Genomic DNA, 16,478 nt, shown 5'->3' on the forward strand with positions numbered 1-16,478 from the left:
TTATCGTTTGCGTTTGTCAAACGGTTTACGATGGTTTTACCACTGGGGGAGTCGAATGACCTACGATGAGCTGATTGAGCGGCTGGATCCCAATGTTTACCGGAGTTTGCGCCAGTCCGTAGAGCTCGGAAAGTGGCCGGACGGTCGCCCGCTTACCCGGGAGCAGCGGGAAATCAGCCTGCAGGCGATCATTCATTACGAAGACCTTCATGGCGTTCCCGTCGAGGAGCGCACTGGCTATATCGACCGGGGCAGTAAAGCCGGCACCGCCTGCGATCCGACGGTTGGCATGATGGGCGGGCAAAAGGCCGAGGGCGAAACGCCCAAGGTGGATTCAGATCAGTTCTTTGAGGTCAAATCTTGAGCAACTCCATTGATCTGACCGGCCGGCTGAGAAAAATGCCCGTCGAAGCCGCGGAGCCGGTTGCCTACCAGTTGGCCATTGGCGATGATCGCGTTCCCCTGAATGAGCTGGTGGGAAAGCGCATCCGATTTGATTTCGAGGGCGTAATCCGCTGCATCCACTGCGATCGCACCACCAAGAAAAGTTTCAACCAGGGCTACTGTTACCCCTGCTTTCGGAAGCTGGCCGCCTGTGACAGCTGCATCATGAGCCCCGAGAAATGCCATTTCCATCTGGGCACCTGCCGCGAGCCGGAGTGGGGTGAAACCCACTGCATGGTGGAACACGTGGTTTATCTGGCGAATTCCTCCGGTTTGAAGGTGGGTATTACCCGCGGTTCTCAGGTTCCGACGCGCTGGATTGACCAGGGCGCGGTAGACGCCATTCCCATGCTGCGAGTGTCCAGCCGTTATCTCGCCGGACTGGCGGAGGTCGCTTGCAAGAGCCATGTGGCTGACCGTACTAACTGGCGGGCCATGCTCAAGGGGGATGTGCCGGAACTGGATCTCCACGCAGAGCGCAGCCGGATGCTGTCGCTGATTGCCGGCGATCTTGAATCCCTGAGAGCCACCCACGGTGAGGATTCCATTCGGGAAGTGGATGAGCAGGGCCTTGGCTTGAGTTATCCGGTCGAGGTGTGGCCGTCCAAGGTGAAGACCCATAACCTGGACAAGAACCCCGAGGTCGAAGGTGTCCTGGAAGGCGTCAAGGGTCAGTACCTGATTCTCGATACCGGCGTGATCAATATCCGCAAGTTCACCGGCTACGAAGTCCGTTTCAGAGTCATGGATAACTGAGCACCCGTTATCCTGAGTGATTGAATTACCAAACTGCCGCAGCTGAATACTCGCTGCGGCAGTGCGATTTGGAGAACGTTATGCGCACCAACCAGCCGCAGACCATTTACCTGAGTGAATACCGCGTTCCGGCCTATCTGGTCGATACCGTCGATCTTCGGTTTGAACTGTTTGAGGACGGGGCCCGTGTTCACAGCACGCTGGCGATCCGTCGTAACCCGGAATCTGAGGAAGGGGCGGTGCCTCTGGAGCTCGACGGCGACAGCCTGGTGCTGGAGTCTGTTGCTCTGAACGGCCAGGCTCTGGCCGCAGGCGAGTTTGAGGACCGTGGTGACAAGCTGATCGTGGCTTCGGTGCCCGAGAAGTTCGAGTTATCCGTGGTCACCTGGATTGAACCCCAGAACAACACGCGCCTGGAAGGTCTGTACAAATCGTCCGGGATGTTCTGTACCCAGTGTGAGGCTGAGGGCTTCCGCTGCATCACCTTCTTCCCGGATCGTCCGGATGTCATGGCCCGTTACAAAACCCGTGTCGAGGCCGACAAGAGCGCTTATCCGGTGCTGCTATCCAATGGTAACCCGATCGAATCCGGTGACCTTGACGATGGCCGCCATTTCGTGACCTGGGAAGATCCTTTCCCCAAACCCTGCTATCTGTTTGCACTGGTCGCCGGTGACCTGGTCGAAAAGCGGGATACCTTCACCACCTGTTCCGGTCGCGACATCGATCTGCGGATGTATGTGGAGCCCCGTAACGCGGAGAAGTGCGACCACGCCATGGACTCCCTCAAGCGCTCTATGCGCTGGGATGAGGATGTCTATGGCCGCGAGTACGATCTGGATATCTTCATGATCGTGGCGGTGGATGACTTCAACATGGGGGCCATGGAAAACAAGGGGTTGAACATCTTCAACTCCTCCTGTGTGCTGGCCAGCAAGGAAACCGCCACCGATGCCGCTTTCCAGCGCATCGAGGCGATCGTGGCGCACGAGTATTTCCATAACTGGTCCGGCAATCGCGTGACCTGCCGTGACTGGTTCCAGCTCAGCCTGAAGGAAGGTTTTACCGTACTGCGCGATTCCCAGTTTTCGGCCGATATGGGCTCGGACACGGTCAAGCGCATTGAGGATGCGACCCTGATGCGAACGGCTCAGTTTGCCGAGGACGCAGGCCCCATGTCGCACCCCATCCGGCCATCTTCGTACATCGAAATTTCCAATTTCTACACCCTGACCATCTACGAGAAGGGGGCGGAAGTGGTGCGGATGATCCGGACCCTGCTGGGGCCGGAACTGTTCCGCAAGGGCAGTGACCTCTACTTTGAGCGCCATGACGGCCAGGCGGTTACCACCGATGATTTCGTCAAGGCTATGGAAGACGCCTCCGGTCGTGACCTGTCCCAGTTCCGTTTGTGGTACGAGCAGGCCGGTACGCCGGTGCTGGAGGTAGCCGACCAGTTCGACCAGGGGCAGGGCGTGTATCGCCTGACCATTCGCCAGAGCATCCCGGATACCCCGGGGCAGGCCGACAAGAAGCCCCAGCACGTCCCGTTCGCACTGGGGCTGCTGGACGAGCATGGCAAGGCACTGCCGTTGCGCCTGTCAGTTGACGAGCAGGACGCACCAACTGAGCGTGTGCTCGAATTGACCGACGCCGAGCACGTATTCGAATTTCACGGCATGACTGAAAAACCGGTGCCGTCCCTGCTGCGTCACTTCTCTGCGCCGGTGCGCGTCCATTACCCGTGGACCCGGGAGCAGTTGCTGTTCCTGATGAGTCACGACCCGGATGGCTTCAATCGCTGGGACGCCGGTCAGCGGCTGGCGGTGGATATTATTCAATCGCTGGTGGGCCAGCCCAAGGATACGCCGGTGGATCCTCGTCTGGTGACGGCTTACCGCCATCTGATTTCCGACTCTTCCCTGGATCAGGCGCTGGTCGACAAGATGCTGCAGTTGCCTTCCGAGGCTTATCTGGTGGAGCTGGCCAGCGACGCCGATGTGCCGGCGATCCATGCCGCCCGGGAGCGGGTGCTCAAACACCTGGCGATTGCGCTGCGTGATGACCTGGTGGCTTGTTATCGTCGCAACGCCGGTGATGGAGACTACGCGGTCACACCCGAGCAGGTTGCGCGCCGGAGTCTTCGGAACACCGCGCTCGCCTGGCTGTTGTTGATCAATGATGAGGAAGGTCGGGAGCTGGCCCTGCGACAGTTCCGTGAGGCGGACAACATGACCGACCGTATGGGAGCGCTCCGGGCCCTGGTGAATTCAGAGTATGAGGCGGATCGCGATCAGGTTCTCGGCGACTTCTACCAGCGTTTCCAGGCGGATCCCCAGGTCGTGGAGCAGTGGTTCTCGGTGCAGGCTGCCAGTTCGGTCGCCGGTCGATTGGACAAGATCCACGCCTTGCTGGCCCATGACGCGTTCGACTGGCGCAACCCCAACAAGGTGCGTTCTGTGGTCGGCGCCTTTGCCGGGCAGAACCTTTCCGGTTTCCATGCAGAAGATGGTTCCGGCTACGAGTTCCTTGCCGATCAGGTATGCCGTCTGGATGACATCAATCCGCAGATCGCCGCGAGGCTGGTGACGCCCCTGGCGCGCTGGAAGAAGTTTGCACCGGCTTATCGCAGCAAAATGAAGGCTGCGCTGGAGAAGGTGCGCGACAAGTCAGGCTTGTCCAAAGATGTTTATGAAGTCGTCCACAAGAGTCTGGTCGATTGATGTAAGTCCCTGAGTATTCGGCTGTCTTTGTAATCTTGCGTGACAGCCGGATACAAAATCGCACTTTCGGTCGATGGACATGACAGTGCGAGACGTTAATCTGTCTGCAAGTCTGTGCTCCCATCAGGCAACAATAAAGAGCCCATCAGAGGCTTCCAGACGGATTAAGGTTGGATATGAGAAACAACAAGAACGCTATTCTCGGCGGGCTTATGGCCCTCTCTGTTGCTGCTACGCCCCTGTACGCAGCAGTTTCCCAAAGTGAAGCAGCGCGCCTCGGTAATGAGCTGACTCCATTCGGCTCGGTCAAGGCTGGCAACGCCTCCGGCACAATTCCGGCCTGGACCGGCGGCCTCGACGAAGACGACGCGCCTGCTGGCTACGAGGGCTCCGGTGACCACCACATCAATCCGTTTCCGGATGACGAAGTTCTGTTCACCATTAACTCGTCGAACGCGGATCAGTATTCCGAGCACCTGACCGATGGCCTGAAAGCCATGCTGGAGGCCTACCCAACTACTTTCCGTATCCCGGTTTACCAGTCTCGTCGTACCCATACTGTGCCCGAGTGGGTGCAAAAAAATGTCGCCAAGAACGCCGTCAGCGCTGAAATCGTTGGAGAAGGTGCGGGTCTGGACGGCGCCTTCGGCGGCTATCCGTTCCCGATCCTGCATGGTGACGACGAAGAAAAAGCCTGGCAGGTCATGTGGAACCACCTGACTCGCTGGCGGGGCATTTCCATTACTCGTCGTGCCAGTGAAGTTGCTGTCCAGCAGAACGGAGAGTACACGCTGGTGACGTCTCAGCAAGAAGCCTTCTTCCCCTACTACAATCCGGAAGGTGATGAGAGCACCCTCGACAACGTAATTTTCTACTACCTGTCGTTCACCCAGTCCCCACCCCGTCTTGCCGGCGGCGCGATCCTGGTTCACGAAACCCTGAACCAGATCAAGAACCCGCGGAACGGCTGGGGTTATAACGCCGGTCAGCGTCGTGTGCGCCGCGCACCGAACCTGGGTTACGACAGCCCGATCGCTGCGGCCGACAACCTGCGTACTGCCGATGACACCGATATCTTTAACGGTGCCCTGGACCGGTTTAACTGGACTTACGAGGGTATGCGGGAAATCTACATCCCGTACAACAACTACGAGATTAGCAGCGACAAGTTGTCCTATGACGAGGTGCTGGGCTTGGCGCACCTGAATCCCGACCATATGCGTTGGGAACTGCATCGTGTCCACTTGGTAACGGCAACCCTGAAAGACGGTGAACGCCATATTTACGGTAAGCGTCGCTTCTACGTTGATGCAGATAGCTGGAACGTGGCCTTGATGGACCAGTACGACGGTCGCGGTGAGCTGTGGCGTGTTACTCAGGCAATTCTGAAGAACTTCTACGACATGCCGGGTGTATGGGGTGGTCTGGAAGCATTCCATGACCTGCAGGCCCGCCGGTACCACGTCCTTGGCCTCGATAACGAAGAGCCCCGTACCCGGGTCTTCACCGACGACGTGCCAAACAAGCGTTACTTCTCACCGGCATCCCTGCGTCGTCGGAGTGTTCGCTAATACCCAAGTTTTCAGGCATTATTCCGCGCCAGACGGAGTTGGCGCCCCGCATACCGGCATCCGAGAGGCTGCCGGTATGTTTACAGTTAGAGCCAGCTTCGCTGGACAGAGTCACAACGTAATTACAACTAATAGGCAATTCGAATGGCTACAAGCTTAATGTGTAAATCCCTGGGCGCCGCATGCCTTGGGCTTTCCATGGCCTGTGCGTCCCCCGTTGCATTGGCGCTTGCGGACGTTATTGAAACACCGGCGCGCGCAACCGACCTGGCGCCCGAGAATCTTCTGACCGATGTTGACCGGGCTGGCGACCGAATGGTGGCCATAGGCGAGCGTGGCCATATCATTTTTTCTGATGATCAGGGCCAGAGCTGGACCCAGGCCGAGGTGCCGGTATCCGTCACACTGACCAGCCTTGATTTCGCCTCTGAGACACACGGCTGGGCAGTGGGTCACAGTGGCGTCGTTCTTCATTCCGACGATGCTGGTGAAAGCTGGGAAGTTCAGATCACCGGTATTGAGGCAGCGGAACTGGCCATCGAGAGCCAGGAAGAAGCCATCGCCGAGATGGAAGAGAAAGTCGAGGCGGCCACCGGTGACGAGAAAGCAGACCTCGAGTGGGCTCTGGACGACCTGTATTTCGCGCTCGAGAATATGCAGGCTGATCTGGACATCGGTCCGGTAAACCCCTTCCTTGACGTGTTGTTCCTCAGCGAGCAGAACGGCTTCGTCATTGGCGCATACGGCATGCTGTTCCACACCAGTGATGGTGGTGAGACATGGAGCGACTGGTCGCCGAAGCTCGATAACTCTCAGAATTTCCACTTGAACGCGATCACTGAAATCACCGGTGGCGCACTGGCGATCGTTGGTGAAGCGGGTCAGATTCATGTGTCTGTTGATGGTGGTCAAAGCTGGGAGCGTCGCGAAGGCCCTTACCCCGGCTCTCTGTTTGGCGTCATTGGCACTGGCCGCATCAACGAAATCCTGGCCTTTGGCCTGCGTGGCACCCTGATGCTGTCCACGGACCTGGGGCGCTCCTGGTCAATGATCACCAGTGGCACGACCGCGACACTGACGGATGGCTTTTCTGAGGACGATCGCATTGTGCTTGTCGGCACTAATGGTGCTGTTCTGGTCAGTGGTAACGGCGGGGAAACCTTCCGTTCCTACATTCGTGGCGACCGTCTGGGTGTGATGAGTGCGATGCCGGCTTCAGGTATGGATCTTCTGCTGGTTGGCGAGGGCGGCGCAGAGCTGACCGACGCCAAAGGCAAGAATCTTAAATAACGCCCTGACGCGGCATCAACGGAACAGAGTAGATAGAGGGGCTTTTTGAATGTCCAACCCTAAGCATGACAAGGGCGAGCACTACCTAACCACGCCCAAGGCGGAACCGTTTCTGGAACGCCTGATTTTCAACAATCGTGCCGGCATCCTGATTTTCTTCTTGTTTGTGACCGCCTTCCTTGGTTACAACGCAGTGAAGATCCAGCCCGATGCCAGCTTCGAGCGGATGATTCCGCTGGAGCATCCGTACATCGTCAATATGCTGGAACACCGGGACGATTTGCAGAACCTTGGTAACTTCGTCCGTATTGCGGTAGAAGCCAAAGAAGGTGATATTTTCACCGCCGAGTACATGGAAACCCTCAAGCAGATCACCGATGAGGTGTTCTACCTGAACGGGGTGGACCGCTCCGGCCTGAAATCCCTGTGGACTTCCAACGTTCGCTGGGTGGAAGTGACCGAGCAGGGCTTCCAGGGCGGCACCGTTATCCCGGACAGCTACGATGGTTCCGAGGTCAGCCTCGAGCAGCTGCGCCAGAACGTCCTTCGTTCTAATGAAGTTGGCCGCCTGATCGCGGATAACTTCCAGTCCACCATCGTCTACGCCCCGCTGTACGAGACCAATCCGGAAACCGGTGAGCCTCTGGATTACGGAACCTTTTCCCGCGAGCTGGAAGAGAAAATCCGTGAAAAATACGAGGGTCAGAACCCGAATATCGACATCCACATCGTCGGCTTCGCCAAGAAAGTGGGTGACCTGATCGAAGGTATTGGCTCCATTGCATACTTCGCGGCCATCACCATTGGCCTGACCACTCTGCTGTTGTTCTGGTACTCCCGTTGCCTGACCGGCACCCTTGTGCCGATCTTGACGTCTATCGTGGCGGTGTTCTGGCAGTTGGGTACCCTGCGTTTGCTGGGCTATGGCCTGGACCCATACTCGGTATTGGTTCCGTTCCTGGTCTTTGCAATCGGCATCAGTCACGGCGTACAGATCGTGAACGCCATGGCGGTCGAAGCTGCCAAAGGGTTTGACTCGGTCACTGCCGCGCGTCTGGCCTTCCGTGCCCTCTACATTCCCGGCATGCTGGCGCTGATCTCGGACGCGTTCGGCTTCCTGACCCTGTTCTTTATTGAAATCGATGTTATCCGTGACCTGGCCATTGCCGCCGGTATCGGTGTGGCGTTTGTCATCATTACCAATCTGGTGATGCACGTTCTGATCATGTCCTACCTGGGTATTTCCAAGGGCGGTGTGCGCCACGTCCAGAATCGTGGTGAGAAGCAGGACCGCAAGTGGCGAACCCTGTCTTACTTCTCCCATCCAAGTGTTGCCCCGATCTCACTGCTGATCGCGGTGATCGGTCTTGGCCTGGGTCTGTACTACAAGCAGGACCTGAAAATCGGTGACCTGGACCGCGGTGCACCCGAGCTTCGCCCGGATTCCCGCTATAACCAGGACAACGCCTTCATCATCGATAACTACTCCACCAGTGCCGACGTGCTTGTGGTCATGGTGAAGACGCCGAAGGAAGAATGTACCCAGTACGACGTTCTGCGCGCCATGGACAGCCTCCAGTGGGAACTTCAGAACACACCGGGCGTTCAGTCTTCCGCGTCCCTGGCGGATGTCTCCAAAATCGTGACCAAGGCCCTGAACGAAGGTAACTGGAAGTGGTTCGAGATTTCCCGCAACCAGACCATCATCAACGCCTCTATTCGTAACGCGCCGTCTGGCCTGATCAATACCGACTGTAGCCTGACGCCGGTACTGGTCTTCCTGGAAGACCACAAGGCGGAGACACTGGAAACCGTTGTTGAGAGAGTGGCAGAGTTTTCTGGCAAAACCAGCAATGAGCAGCACACTTTCCTGCTGGCCGCCGGTAACGCCGGTGTGGAAGCGGCTACCAATGAAGTTATCTCCAGTGCCAAGGACAAGATGCTGATCATGGTCTACGGCGTGGTGAGCTTGCTGTGTCTGCTGACCTTCCGCTCCATCCGTGCGGTACTGTGTATCGTGGTTCCGCTGGGCCTGACCTCGATCCTGTGTGAGGCCATCATGGCGGTGTCCGGCATTGGTATCAAAGTAGCGACCCTGCCGGTAATTGCATTGGGTGTGGGAATCGGTGTGGACTACGGTATCTACATCTACAGCAAGCTTGAGAAGTTCCTGCTGGAAGGCAAGACGCTTCAGGATGCTTACTTCGAGACTCTGAAGTCCACTGGTAAGGCGGTTGTGTTTACCGGTGTTACCCTGGGTCTTGGTGTTGTGACCTGGATCTTCTCGCCAATCAAGTTCCAGGCGGACATGGGCTTCCTGCTGTTCTTCATGTTCCTGTGGAACATGGTGGGCGCCATCTGGCTGCTGCCGGCCCTGGCTCGCTTCCTGCTGCGGCCTGACCGCATGCTGGCGAAAGCCCGCGCTGCCAAGTAAACCTTTCAAGGTTTTGCAAAAAAGCCCGCTAAGCGGGCTTTTTTGTTTTAAGGTCAAGTGTTTAGCTGGTCGGGTCCAGCTTTATTTATGGCGTATTCTGGTCTATGTTCATAGACGTGCCAAAAGCAAGCCCTCGGGAGTAGGCGGGCTTCAAATCCAACGGTCAAAAAAAGGAATAGAACACATGACACTTAAATCCAAGGTATCTGCTCTCGCTGTTTCTGCGGCAGTCAGCGTAGGTGCTGCTTCCACGTCGGTATCTGCTCAGGAACAGCGTTTCGTGACAATTGGTACTGGGGGTGTGACCGGTGTTTACTACCCGGCCGGTGGCGCTATTTGTCGTCTGGTGAACATGGATCGTAAGGAGCATGGCATCCGTTGTTCGGTCGAGAGCACCGGCGGTTCCGTATACAACCTGAATGCGATTCGCCAGGGCGAGCTGGATCTGGCAGTGGCCCAGTCCGACTGGCAGTACCATGCCTACAATGGCTCCAGCCAGTTCGAAAGCGATGGCGCCAACAAAGACTTGCGGGCGGTGTTCTCACTGCACCCGGAGCCATTCACCGTGGTGGCCAGTAAGGGTTCCGGTATCAACTCGTTCGAGGATCTCGAAGGCAAGCGAGTGTCCGTCGGCAACCCGGGGTCGGGCCAGCGTGCCACGGCAGAGGTGCTGATGGAGGAAATGGGCTGGGGAATGGACAAGTTCTCCCTGGCGGCTGAGCTGAAAGCCGCTGAGCAGTCCCAGGCCCTCTGTGACGGCAATATCGATGCGTTCTTCTACACCGTTGGCCACCCGTCCGGTGCCATCAAGGAAGCGACCACCTCGTGTGACAGCCTGATCGTGAACGTCGATAACGAAGCCACTCAAAAGCTCATTTCCGACAATCCGTATTACCGGGAGGCAACCATCCCAGGTGGCATGTACCGGGGCTCTGACCAGGATGTAACGACCTTCGGTGTTGCAGCCACCTTTGTGTCATCCACCGATGTGGCGGACGAAGTGGTGTACGAAGTGGTCAAGGCGGTATTTGAGAACTTTGACAGCTTCAAGCGTCTGCATCCCGCTTTCGCCAATCTGAAGAAAGAAGAGATGGTCTCCGATGCCCTGAGTGCCCCTCTGCACCCGGGCGCGGCGAAGTACTACAAGGAAGCTGGTCTGATCGACTGATCTCGCCGGTCATTGAACGCCGCGGGCTGGTTAGGCCCGCGGCATCTCTTTGGTTATATCTGCCTTACCCCTGGTTTTCTTAAAGGACTGGATTATGAGCGACAGCGACCCTCGGGCAGGGGACAGTGTCGACCGTGGCAAGGTCGAGGAGTTTTTGCAGACAGAATCTGGTGGAAGGGCCACCACGGGCGCCGCTGCGGTTATTCTGTTTGTCGTGCCACTGCTCTGGTCTCTTTTTCAGCTATGGATAGCGTCGCCACTTCCCTACGTGTTTGATTTCGGAGTTTTCAACTCCACCGAGTCTCGGTCGATACATCTGGCCTTTGCGACTTTTCTGGCGTTTTCCGCGTTCCCGATGATCAAAGGCAAGCACATGAATCATGTGCCGATCTTTGACTGGGTGTTGGCGCTGGCAGCCGCCTTTGCGGCGTCGTACCTGTTTGTTTTCTATGACCAGCTGGCCACGCGCCCGGGTGCCCCGAATGCCCAGGATATGATCGTTGCGTTGGGTGGTCTTGTACTGCTTCTCGAAGCGACGCGGCGGGCTCTCGGCCTTCCGCTGACCATTGTTGCGGGCGTTTTCATTATTTATTCCCTCGCCGGGCCCTACATGCCCGACGTGATTTCCCACAAAGGGGCGAGCTTGAGTAAGCTGGCGTCCCACCAGTGGCTTGGCACGGAGGGTGTGTTCGGGGTCGCGCTGGGGGTTTCCACCAGCTTCGTATTCCTGTTCGTACTTTTCGGAGCATTGCTTGAACGGGCAGGGGCTGGCAATTATTTCATCCAGGTGGCCTATGCCATGCTCGGTCACATGCGCGGCGGTCCCGCCAAAGCTGCCGTGGTGTCCAGCGGACTGAGTGGCGTGATTTCCGGCTCTTCCATCGCCAATGTGGTGACCACCGGGACCTTTACCATACCGCTCATGAAGCGCGTTGGTTTCCCGGCCACCAAAGCCGGGGCGGTGGAAGTGGCTGCATCAACCAATGGCCAGTTGACCCCGCCCATTATGGGTGCGGCTGCCTTTTTGATGGTGGAATACGTGGGAATCTCCTATCTGGAGGTCATCAAACACGCCATCCTGCCTGCCATGATTTCCTATGTGGCGTTGATTTACATCGTTCACCTCGAAGCCTGCAAACTCAACATGAAGGGCATCGAACGTCTGGATCGTCCGACCTTGGCTCAGCGAATGCTCAACTGGGTAGTCATTCTGCTGGGGCTGTGTGTGCTGACGCTGGTTGTCTACTACGGCATTGGCTGGATGAAGGACTGGCTGGGTGCAGGCGCTATCTGGGTGCTGGGCCCCCTCCTGCTGCTGGTTTATATCGGTCTGGTCGGTTATGCCACCCGTTTCCCGGCTCTTGAGGAGGACAGTCCGGAGCGATCCATGGATGAATTGCCCCCGGTTGGGCCCACGGTGAAAGCCGGCCTTTACTTCCTTCTGCCGGTGGTTGTGTTGGTGTGGTGCCTGACCGTGGAGCGGTTCTCGCCACAGTTATCGGCCTTCTGGGCGACCGTGTTCATGGTATTTATCGTGATTACCCAGGGTCCGCTGAAAGCCTTTTTCCATGAACAGGGGCATTACGGTGCGACGTTGAAGCAGGGTTTGGTAGATCTCGCTCATTCCCTGGTTACCGGTGCTCGCAACATGGTTGGCATCGGTGTGGCCACTGCCACTGCCGGTATTGTGGTCGGCACGGTCACCCTGACCGGCATCGGGTTGGTCATGACTCAGTTTGTTGAGTTCATCTCTGGCGGTAACCTGCTGTTGATGCTTATTTTCACCGCCCTGATCAGTCTGATTCTGGGTATGGGGCTTCCGACCACGGCCAATTACATTGTGGTTTCCACATTGATGGCGCCGGTGATTGTGACCCTCGGTGCCGAGAATGGCCTGCTGGTGCCGCTGATTGCGGTTCACCTGTTTGTGTTTTACTTCGGTATTCTGGCGGACGACACGCCTCCGGTGGGGCTGGCCGCCTACGCCGCCGCGGCGATATCGGGTGCCGACCCGATCCGGACCGGTATTCAGGGTTTTACCTACGATATCCGGACCGCGATCCTGCCGTTCATGTTTATTTTTAATACTCAATTGTTGCTGATCGGGCTGACGGGCTGGTTTGACCTCCTGGTGACCGTATTCAGTGCGGTGATGGCCATGCTGGTGTTTTCGGCAGCCACCCAGGGCTACTGGATGACCCGGACGCGCTGGTGGGAAACCGTCGCGCTTCTGCTGATTTCGTTCACCCTTTTCCGGCCGGGTTTCTGGTGGGACATGGTGTACCCCGCGACTCAGGACCGCCCAGGTTCCGAGTTGTTCCAGTATGTTGATGATGTTCCGGCCGGTGATCCTATTGTCATCCAGGCGTCGGGGATGTCCCTTGATGGTGATGAGGTATCCAAGTACCTGCAATTGGCATTGCCTGAAGGGGAGTCGCCACAAAAGCGTTTGGCGCAGGCCGGACTTGAAGTATCCGCCCAGGGCGATCAGATGGTGGTGGACTTCGTGAACTTCGGCAGTGCTGCGGAGCAGGCCGGCATCAGTTTCGGCTGGACGATCGATGGGGTTCAGATAGATGCGGAACGCCCACCGAAGGAATTGATGTTTATTCCCGCACTGGCGTTGCTTGGGCTGCTTGGTTTTGGTCAGTACCGTCGACGAGCCCGTGAAACCGGTGGTGCCCAGCCAGCCTGAACCATTGATCCACCAGAGGAAACCCGGCATTAACCTGCCGGGTTTTTTTCTGGTAGACTCCCGCTCCAACAGGCCCGCGGTTTGTGTCGTGACGCGCCGCCACAAGTGATCTCTGGTATAGATCACCGCTGAGTAACCAACCGGAGTATGTTTATGCCCGTCGTAACCCTGCCAGATGGCAGTCACCGTAGTTTTGCAGAAGCCGTAACCGTTCATGACGTCGCCGCCGATATTGGCGCGGGTCTGGCCAAAGCCGCTCTGGCTGGCAAGGTAAACGGCAAGCTGGTGGACACCAGCTACCGCATCGAAGAAGACATCGAGTTGGCCATTGTGACCGAGCGGGATGAAGAGGGTGTGGATATCATTCGCCACTCCACCGCGCACCTGCTGGCTATGGCCGTCAAGGAACTGTTCCCGTCTGCTCAGGTGACGATTGGCCCGGTTATCGATAACGGCTTTTACTACGACTTTAAATTCGAGCGGCCCTTCACCAATGAAGACCTGGCCCGTATCGAAAAGCGCATGGAAGAGCTGGCGAAGCAGGATATTCAGGTTTCCCGCTCAGTGCTCTCTCGTGACGAGGCCGTCAAGCTGTTTGACGAGATGGGCGAGGAGTACAAGGTTCGGATCATTGAGGATATTCCGGGCGAAGAGGACCTTTCCTTTTACCGTCAGGGCGACTTTATCGACCTGTGCCGTGGTCCTCATGTGCCGAGTACCGGTAAGCTCAAGGCGTTCAAGCTGACCAAGGTGGCCGGTGCCTACTGGCGTGGTGATACCTCCAATGAGCAGTTGCAGCGTGTATATGGGACTGCGTGGGGCAACAAGAAAGACCTCAAGGCTTACCTCCACCGTCTGGAAGAAGCCGAAAAGCGGGACCACCGTAAGATCGGCAAGAAGCTGGACCTGTTTCACATGCAGGAAGAAGCGCCGGGCATGGTGTTCTGGCATCCCGCTGGTTGGGAAGTGTATCAGAGCATCGAACAGTACATGCGCGACAAGCTGCGCAAGCACGGCTACCAGGAAATCAAGACTCCACAGGTGGTTTCGCGCACCCTGTGGGAGAAGTCCGGCCACTGGGACAAGTTCCACGATGACATGTTCACCACAGAATCGGAAAAGCACGATTTCGCCATCAAGCCGATGAACTGTCCGTGTCACATCCAGGTGTTCAACCAGGGTCTGAAGAGTTACAAGGACCTGCCTCTGCGTCTGGCGGAGTTTGGCTCCTGCCACCGCAATGAGGCATCCGGTGCCCTGCACGGGATCATGCGGGTGCGCGGCTTTACCCAGGACGATGCGCACATCTTCTGTGAGGAGGATGCGATTCAGGCGGAAGTGTCTCGTTTTATTGACCTGCTGCACGAGGTGTATCAGGACTTTGGATTTACCGAGATCCTCTACAAGCTGTCCACCCGTCCGGAGAAGCGTGTAGGCTCCGATGAGGTCTGGGACAAGTCCGAGGCGGCGTTGGAAGAAGCTCTGAACCGTGAGGGGGTTGACTGGGAACTGCTGCCGGGTGAGGGTGCCTTCTACGGGCCGAAAATCGAATTCTCACTGAAGGACTGCATCGGCCGGGTGTGGCAGTGCGGCACCATTCAGGTGGACTTCTCCATGCCGGGCCGTCTGGGTGCTCAGTACGTGGCCGCCGATTCCGAACGCAAAACACCTGTGATGCTGCATCGTGCGGTGCTGGGTTCGTTCGAGCGGTTCATCGGTATTCTGATCGAGGAATACGAAGGGGCATTCCCGACCTGGCTGGCGCCAACCCAGGTGGCTATCCTCAATATCACCGATAATCAGCGTGAATATTGTGAGAATCTGGCCAGAAAACTGGAATCTTCCGGGTATCGGGTAAATGCTGACTTGAGAAACGAGAAGATCGGCTTTAAAATCCGCGAGCATACTTTAAACAAGGTTCCCTATCTGGTCGTCGTAGGCGACAAAGAGGTCGAAAATAACGCCGTTGCGGTACGTACCCGTAAAGGTGAAGATTTGGGAACCCTTTCGCTTGATGCGTTCGAACAGCTTCTGGCTGAAGAGGTTGAACGTAAGGGCAGAACCAAGACGGAGATCTAATTATCAAACAGCGAGCGAATCGGGGTCGCGCCCCTAAGGCGCCGATCAATGAGAATATTGACGCAACAGAAGTCCGGCTGATTGACGCAGAAGGCAATCAGGTAGGGGTAGTTCCTATTGCGGACGCCTTGAAAATGGCCGAAGAAGCGTCCCTTGACCTGGTCCAGGTTACGGATTCCGATCCGATCGTCTGCAAGATAATGGACTACGGCAAGAAGATCTTCGACGAGAAGAAGGCCAAAGCGGCTGCGAAGAAAAAGCAGAAGCAGACGCAGGTCAAAGAGCTTAAGTTCCGTCCAGGAACTGAAGAAGGGGATTATCAGGTCAAACTACGCAACCTGATACGTTTCCTTGAAAACGGGGACCGCGGCAAAATCACTATCCGATTCCGGGGGCGTGAGATGGCACACCAGGAAATTGGTATGAAGCTCATGAACCGGATTGAAGCGGATATTGAAGAGCTGGCAACGGTTGAGATGAGGCCCAAAATGGAGGGCCGTCAAATGACCATGTTGGTGGCACCCCGCAAGAAGAAGTGAACCTGATCGGGTGATGGATCCCCCGCGCATGCGGGGGATTCGTCGTTCAGGAACACATTGTTTTTTCCATAATAGAATGCGGAGTTTTAAAAAATGCCCAAGATGAAAACCAAGAGCGGAGCCACTAAACGGTTCAAGAAAACCGCGAACGGCTTCAAGCACAAGCAGTCCTTCACCAGTCACATCCTGACCAAGAAGAGCCCAAAGCGTAAGCGTCAGCTGCGTGGTACCAAGATGATCGCCAAGTCTGACGTGGCGTCCATCAAGCGTATGACCGCGTGCTAAGGCACCGCGTCCATTCTTGTTTAGGTTTTTAAGGTAGAAGGATTAAGTTATGGCTCGTGTAAAACGTGGTGTGATCGCACGCCGTCGTCACAAAAAGATTCTCAATCAGGCCAAAGGTTACTACGGTGCTCGCAGCCGTGTGTTCCGTGTTGCCAAGCAAGCGGTTATCAAGGCCGGTCAGTACGCTTACCGTGACCGTCGTAACCGCAAGCGTGCCTTCCGCGCCCTGTGGATTGCCCGTATCAACGCTGGCGCCCGTGCAAACGGTCTGTCCTACAGCCGTCTGATCGCTGGTCTGAAGAAGGCGAACGTTGAAATCGATCGTAAGGTTCTGGCTGACCTGGCCATGAACGAGCAGCAGGCGTTCGCCGCTGTTGTCGAGAAAGCCAAAGCGTCCCTGTGATCGCTTAAGCTCTTCATCGATTGCTGATCGATCGGAGCGTCTCATGGCATCATGGGGACGCTCTCTCAATAGGGGAAGGGCATGCTCTTCC

12 protein-coding genes are annotated in these 16,478 nt (G+C 56.8%); all 12 read left to right on the top strand.

Translation table 11 applies throughout. The features are described 5' to 3' along the window. Positions 1-55: 55 nt before the first annotated feature. The 12 genes from K8I84_RS02015 (at position 56) to rplT (ending at position 16,387) form a co-directional block, all read left to right on the top strand. The gene (locus K8I84_RS02015) at positions 56-364 is read left to right on the top strand and encodes a YeaC family protein (protein WP_223793055.1); all 309 of its coding nucleotides are present in this window, start codon (positions 56-58) and stop codon (positions 362-364) included. Beyond that, a complete protein-coding gene (locus tag K8I84_RS02020) occupies positions 361-1,200 on the top strand; it encodes a DUF2797 domain-containing protein (RefSeq protein ID WP_223793056.1) in 840 nt (279 codons plus the stop codon). Before K8I84_RS02015 ends, K8I84_RS02020 begins: the two co-directional genes overlap by 4 nt. Positions 1,201-1,280: 80 nt before the next feature. Next, the gene (gene pepN / locus K8I84_RS02025; protein WP_223793057.1) at positions 1,281-3,923 is read left to right on the top strand and encodes an aminopeptidase N; all 2,643 of its coding nucleotides are present in this window, start codon (positions 1,281-1,283) and stop codon (positions 3,921-3,923) included. 176 nt (positions 3,924-4,099) lie between these two features. Further along, complete coding sequence (locus tag K8I84_RS02030; protein WP_223793058.1) at positions 4,100-5,494, top strand: DUF1329 domain-containing protein; 1,395 nt, start codon at positions 4,100-4,102, stop codon at positions 5,492-5,494. Positions 5,495-5,638: 144 nt separating this feature from the next. Next, complete coding sequence (locus K8I84_RS02035) at positions 5,639-6,784, top strand: WD40/YVTN/BNR-like repeat-containing protein (RefSeq protein ID WP_223793059.1); 1,146 nt, start codon at positions 5,639-5,641, stop codon at positions 6,782-6,784. Between the two features lie 49 nt (positions 6,785-6,833). Continuing rightward, the gene (locus tag K8I84_RS02040) at positions 6,834-9,218 is read left to right on the top strand and encodes an efflux RND transporter permease subunit (RefSeq protein WP_223793060.1); all 2,385 of its coding nucleotides are present in this window, start codon (positions 6,834-6,836) and stop codon (positions 9,216-9,218) included. 184 nt (positions 9,219-9,402) lie between these two features. Next, entirely contained in the window at positions 9,403-10,386 is a 984-nt protein-coding gene (locus K8I84_RS02045; RefSeq protein WP_223793061.1) for a TAXI family TRAP transporter solute-binding subunit, read from the top strand. 94 nt (positions 10,387-10,480) lie between these two features. After that, positions 10,481-13,081: a TRAP transporter permease gene (locus K8I84_RS02050; protein ID WP_223793062.1), complete on the top strand. Its 2,601-nt coding sequence runs from the start codon at positions 10,481-10,483 to the stop codon at positions 13,079-13,081. A 153-nt stretch (positions 13,082-13,234) separates the two neighbouring features. After that, positions 13,235-15,160, top strand: coding sequence for a threonine--tRNA ligase (gene thrS, locus K8I84_RS02055; protein ID WP_223793063.1), 1,926 nt, complete (start codon positions 13,235-13,237; stop codon positions 15,158-15,160). A 2-nt stretch (positions 15,161-15,162) separates the two neighbouring features. Beyond that, positions 15,163-15,699 (top strand): translation initiation factor IF-3, encoded by a 537-nt coding sequence (gene infC, locus K8I84_RS02060; protein WP_223793711.1) that lies wholly within the window; start codon positions 15,163-15,165, stop codon positions 15,697-15,699. Positions 15,700-15,792: 93 nt separating this feature from the next. Further along, positions 15,793-15,984 (top strand): 50S ribosomal protein L35, encoded by a 192-nt coding sequence (rpmI, locus tag K8I84_RS02065; protein WP_223793064.1) that lies wholly within the window; start codon positions 15,793-15,795, stop codon positions 15,982-15,984. A 49-nt stretch (positions 15,985-16,033) separates the two neighbouring features. Continuing rightward, positions 16,034-16,387 carry a 50S ribosomal protein L20 gene (gene rplT / locus K8I84_RS02070; protein ID WP_223793065.1) on the top strand — a complete coding sequence of 118 codons (354 nt, stop codon included), beginning with the start codon at positions 16,034-16,036 and terminating at the stop codon, positions 16,385-16,387. The last annotated feature ends 91 nt before the right edge of the window (positions 16,388-16,478 follow it).

This window comes from Marinobacter sp. F4216 (assembly GCF_019931195.1).
Taxonomy (GTDB): Bacteria; Pseudomonadota; Gammaproteobacteria; order Pseudomonadales; family Oleiphilaceae; genus Marinobacter; species Marinobacter suaedae.

Coding starts and splice junctions, on each gene's coding strand:
- K8I84_RS02050 (WP_223793062.1), top strand. CDS start 10,481: ATGAGCGACAGCGACCCTCGGGCAGGGGACAGTGTCGACCGTGGCAAG.
- K8I84_RS02015 (WP_223793055.1), top strand. CDS start 56: ATGACCTACGATGAGCTGATTGAGCGGCTGGATCCCAATGTTTACCGG.
- rpmI (WP_223793064.1), top strand. CDS start 15,793: ATGCCCAAGATGAAAACCAAGAGCGGAGCCACTAAACGGTTCAAGAAA.
- K8I84_RS02035 (WP_223793059.1), top strand. CDS start 5,639: ATGGCTACAAGCTTAATGTGTAAATCCCTGGGCGCCGCATGCCTTGGG.
- pepN (WP_223793057.1), top strand. CDS start 1,281: ATGCGCACCAACCAGCCGCAGACCATTTACCTGAGTGAATACCGCGTT.
- K8I84_RS02030 (WP_223793058.1), top strand. CDS start 4,100: ATGAGAAACAACAAGAACGCTATTCTCGGCGGGCTTATGGCCCTCTCT.
- rplT (WP_223793065.1), top strand. CDS start 16,034: ATGGCTCGTGTAAAACGTGGTGTGATCGCACGCCGTCGTCACAAAAAG.
- K8I84_RS02040 (WP_223793060.1), top strand. CDS start 6,834: ATGTCCAACCCTAAGCATGACAAGGGCGAGCACTACCTAACCACGCCC.
- thrS (WP_223793063.1), top strand. CDS start 13,235: ATGCCCGTCGTAACCCTGCCAGATGGCAGTCACCGTAGTTTTGCAGAA.
- K8I84_RS02045 (WP_223793061.1), top strand. CDS start 9,403: ATGACACTTAAATCCAAGGTATCTGCTCTCGCTGTTTCTGCGGCAGTC.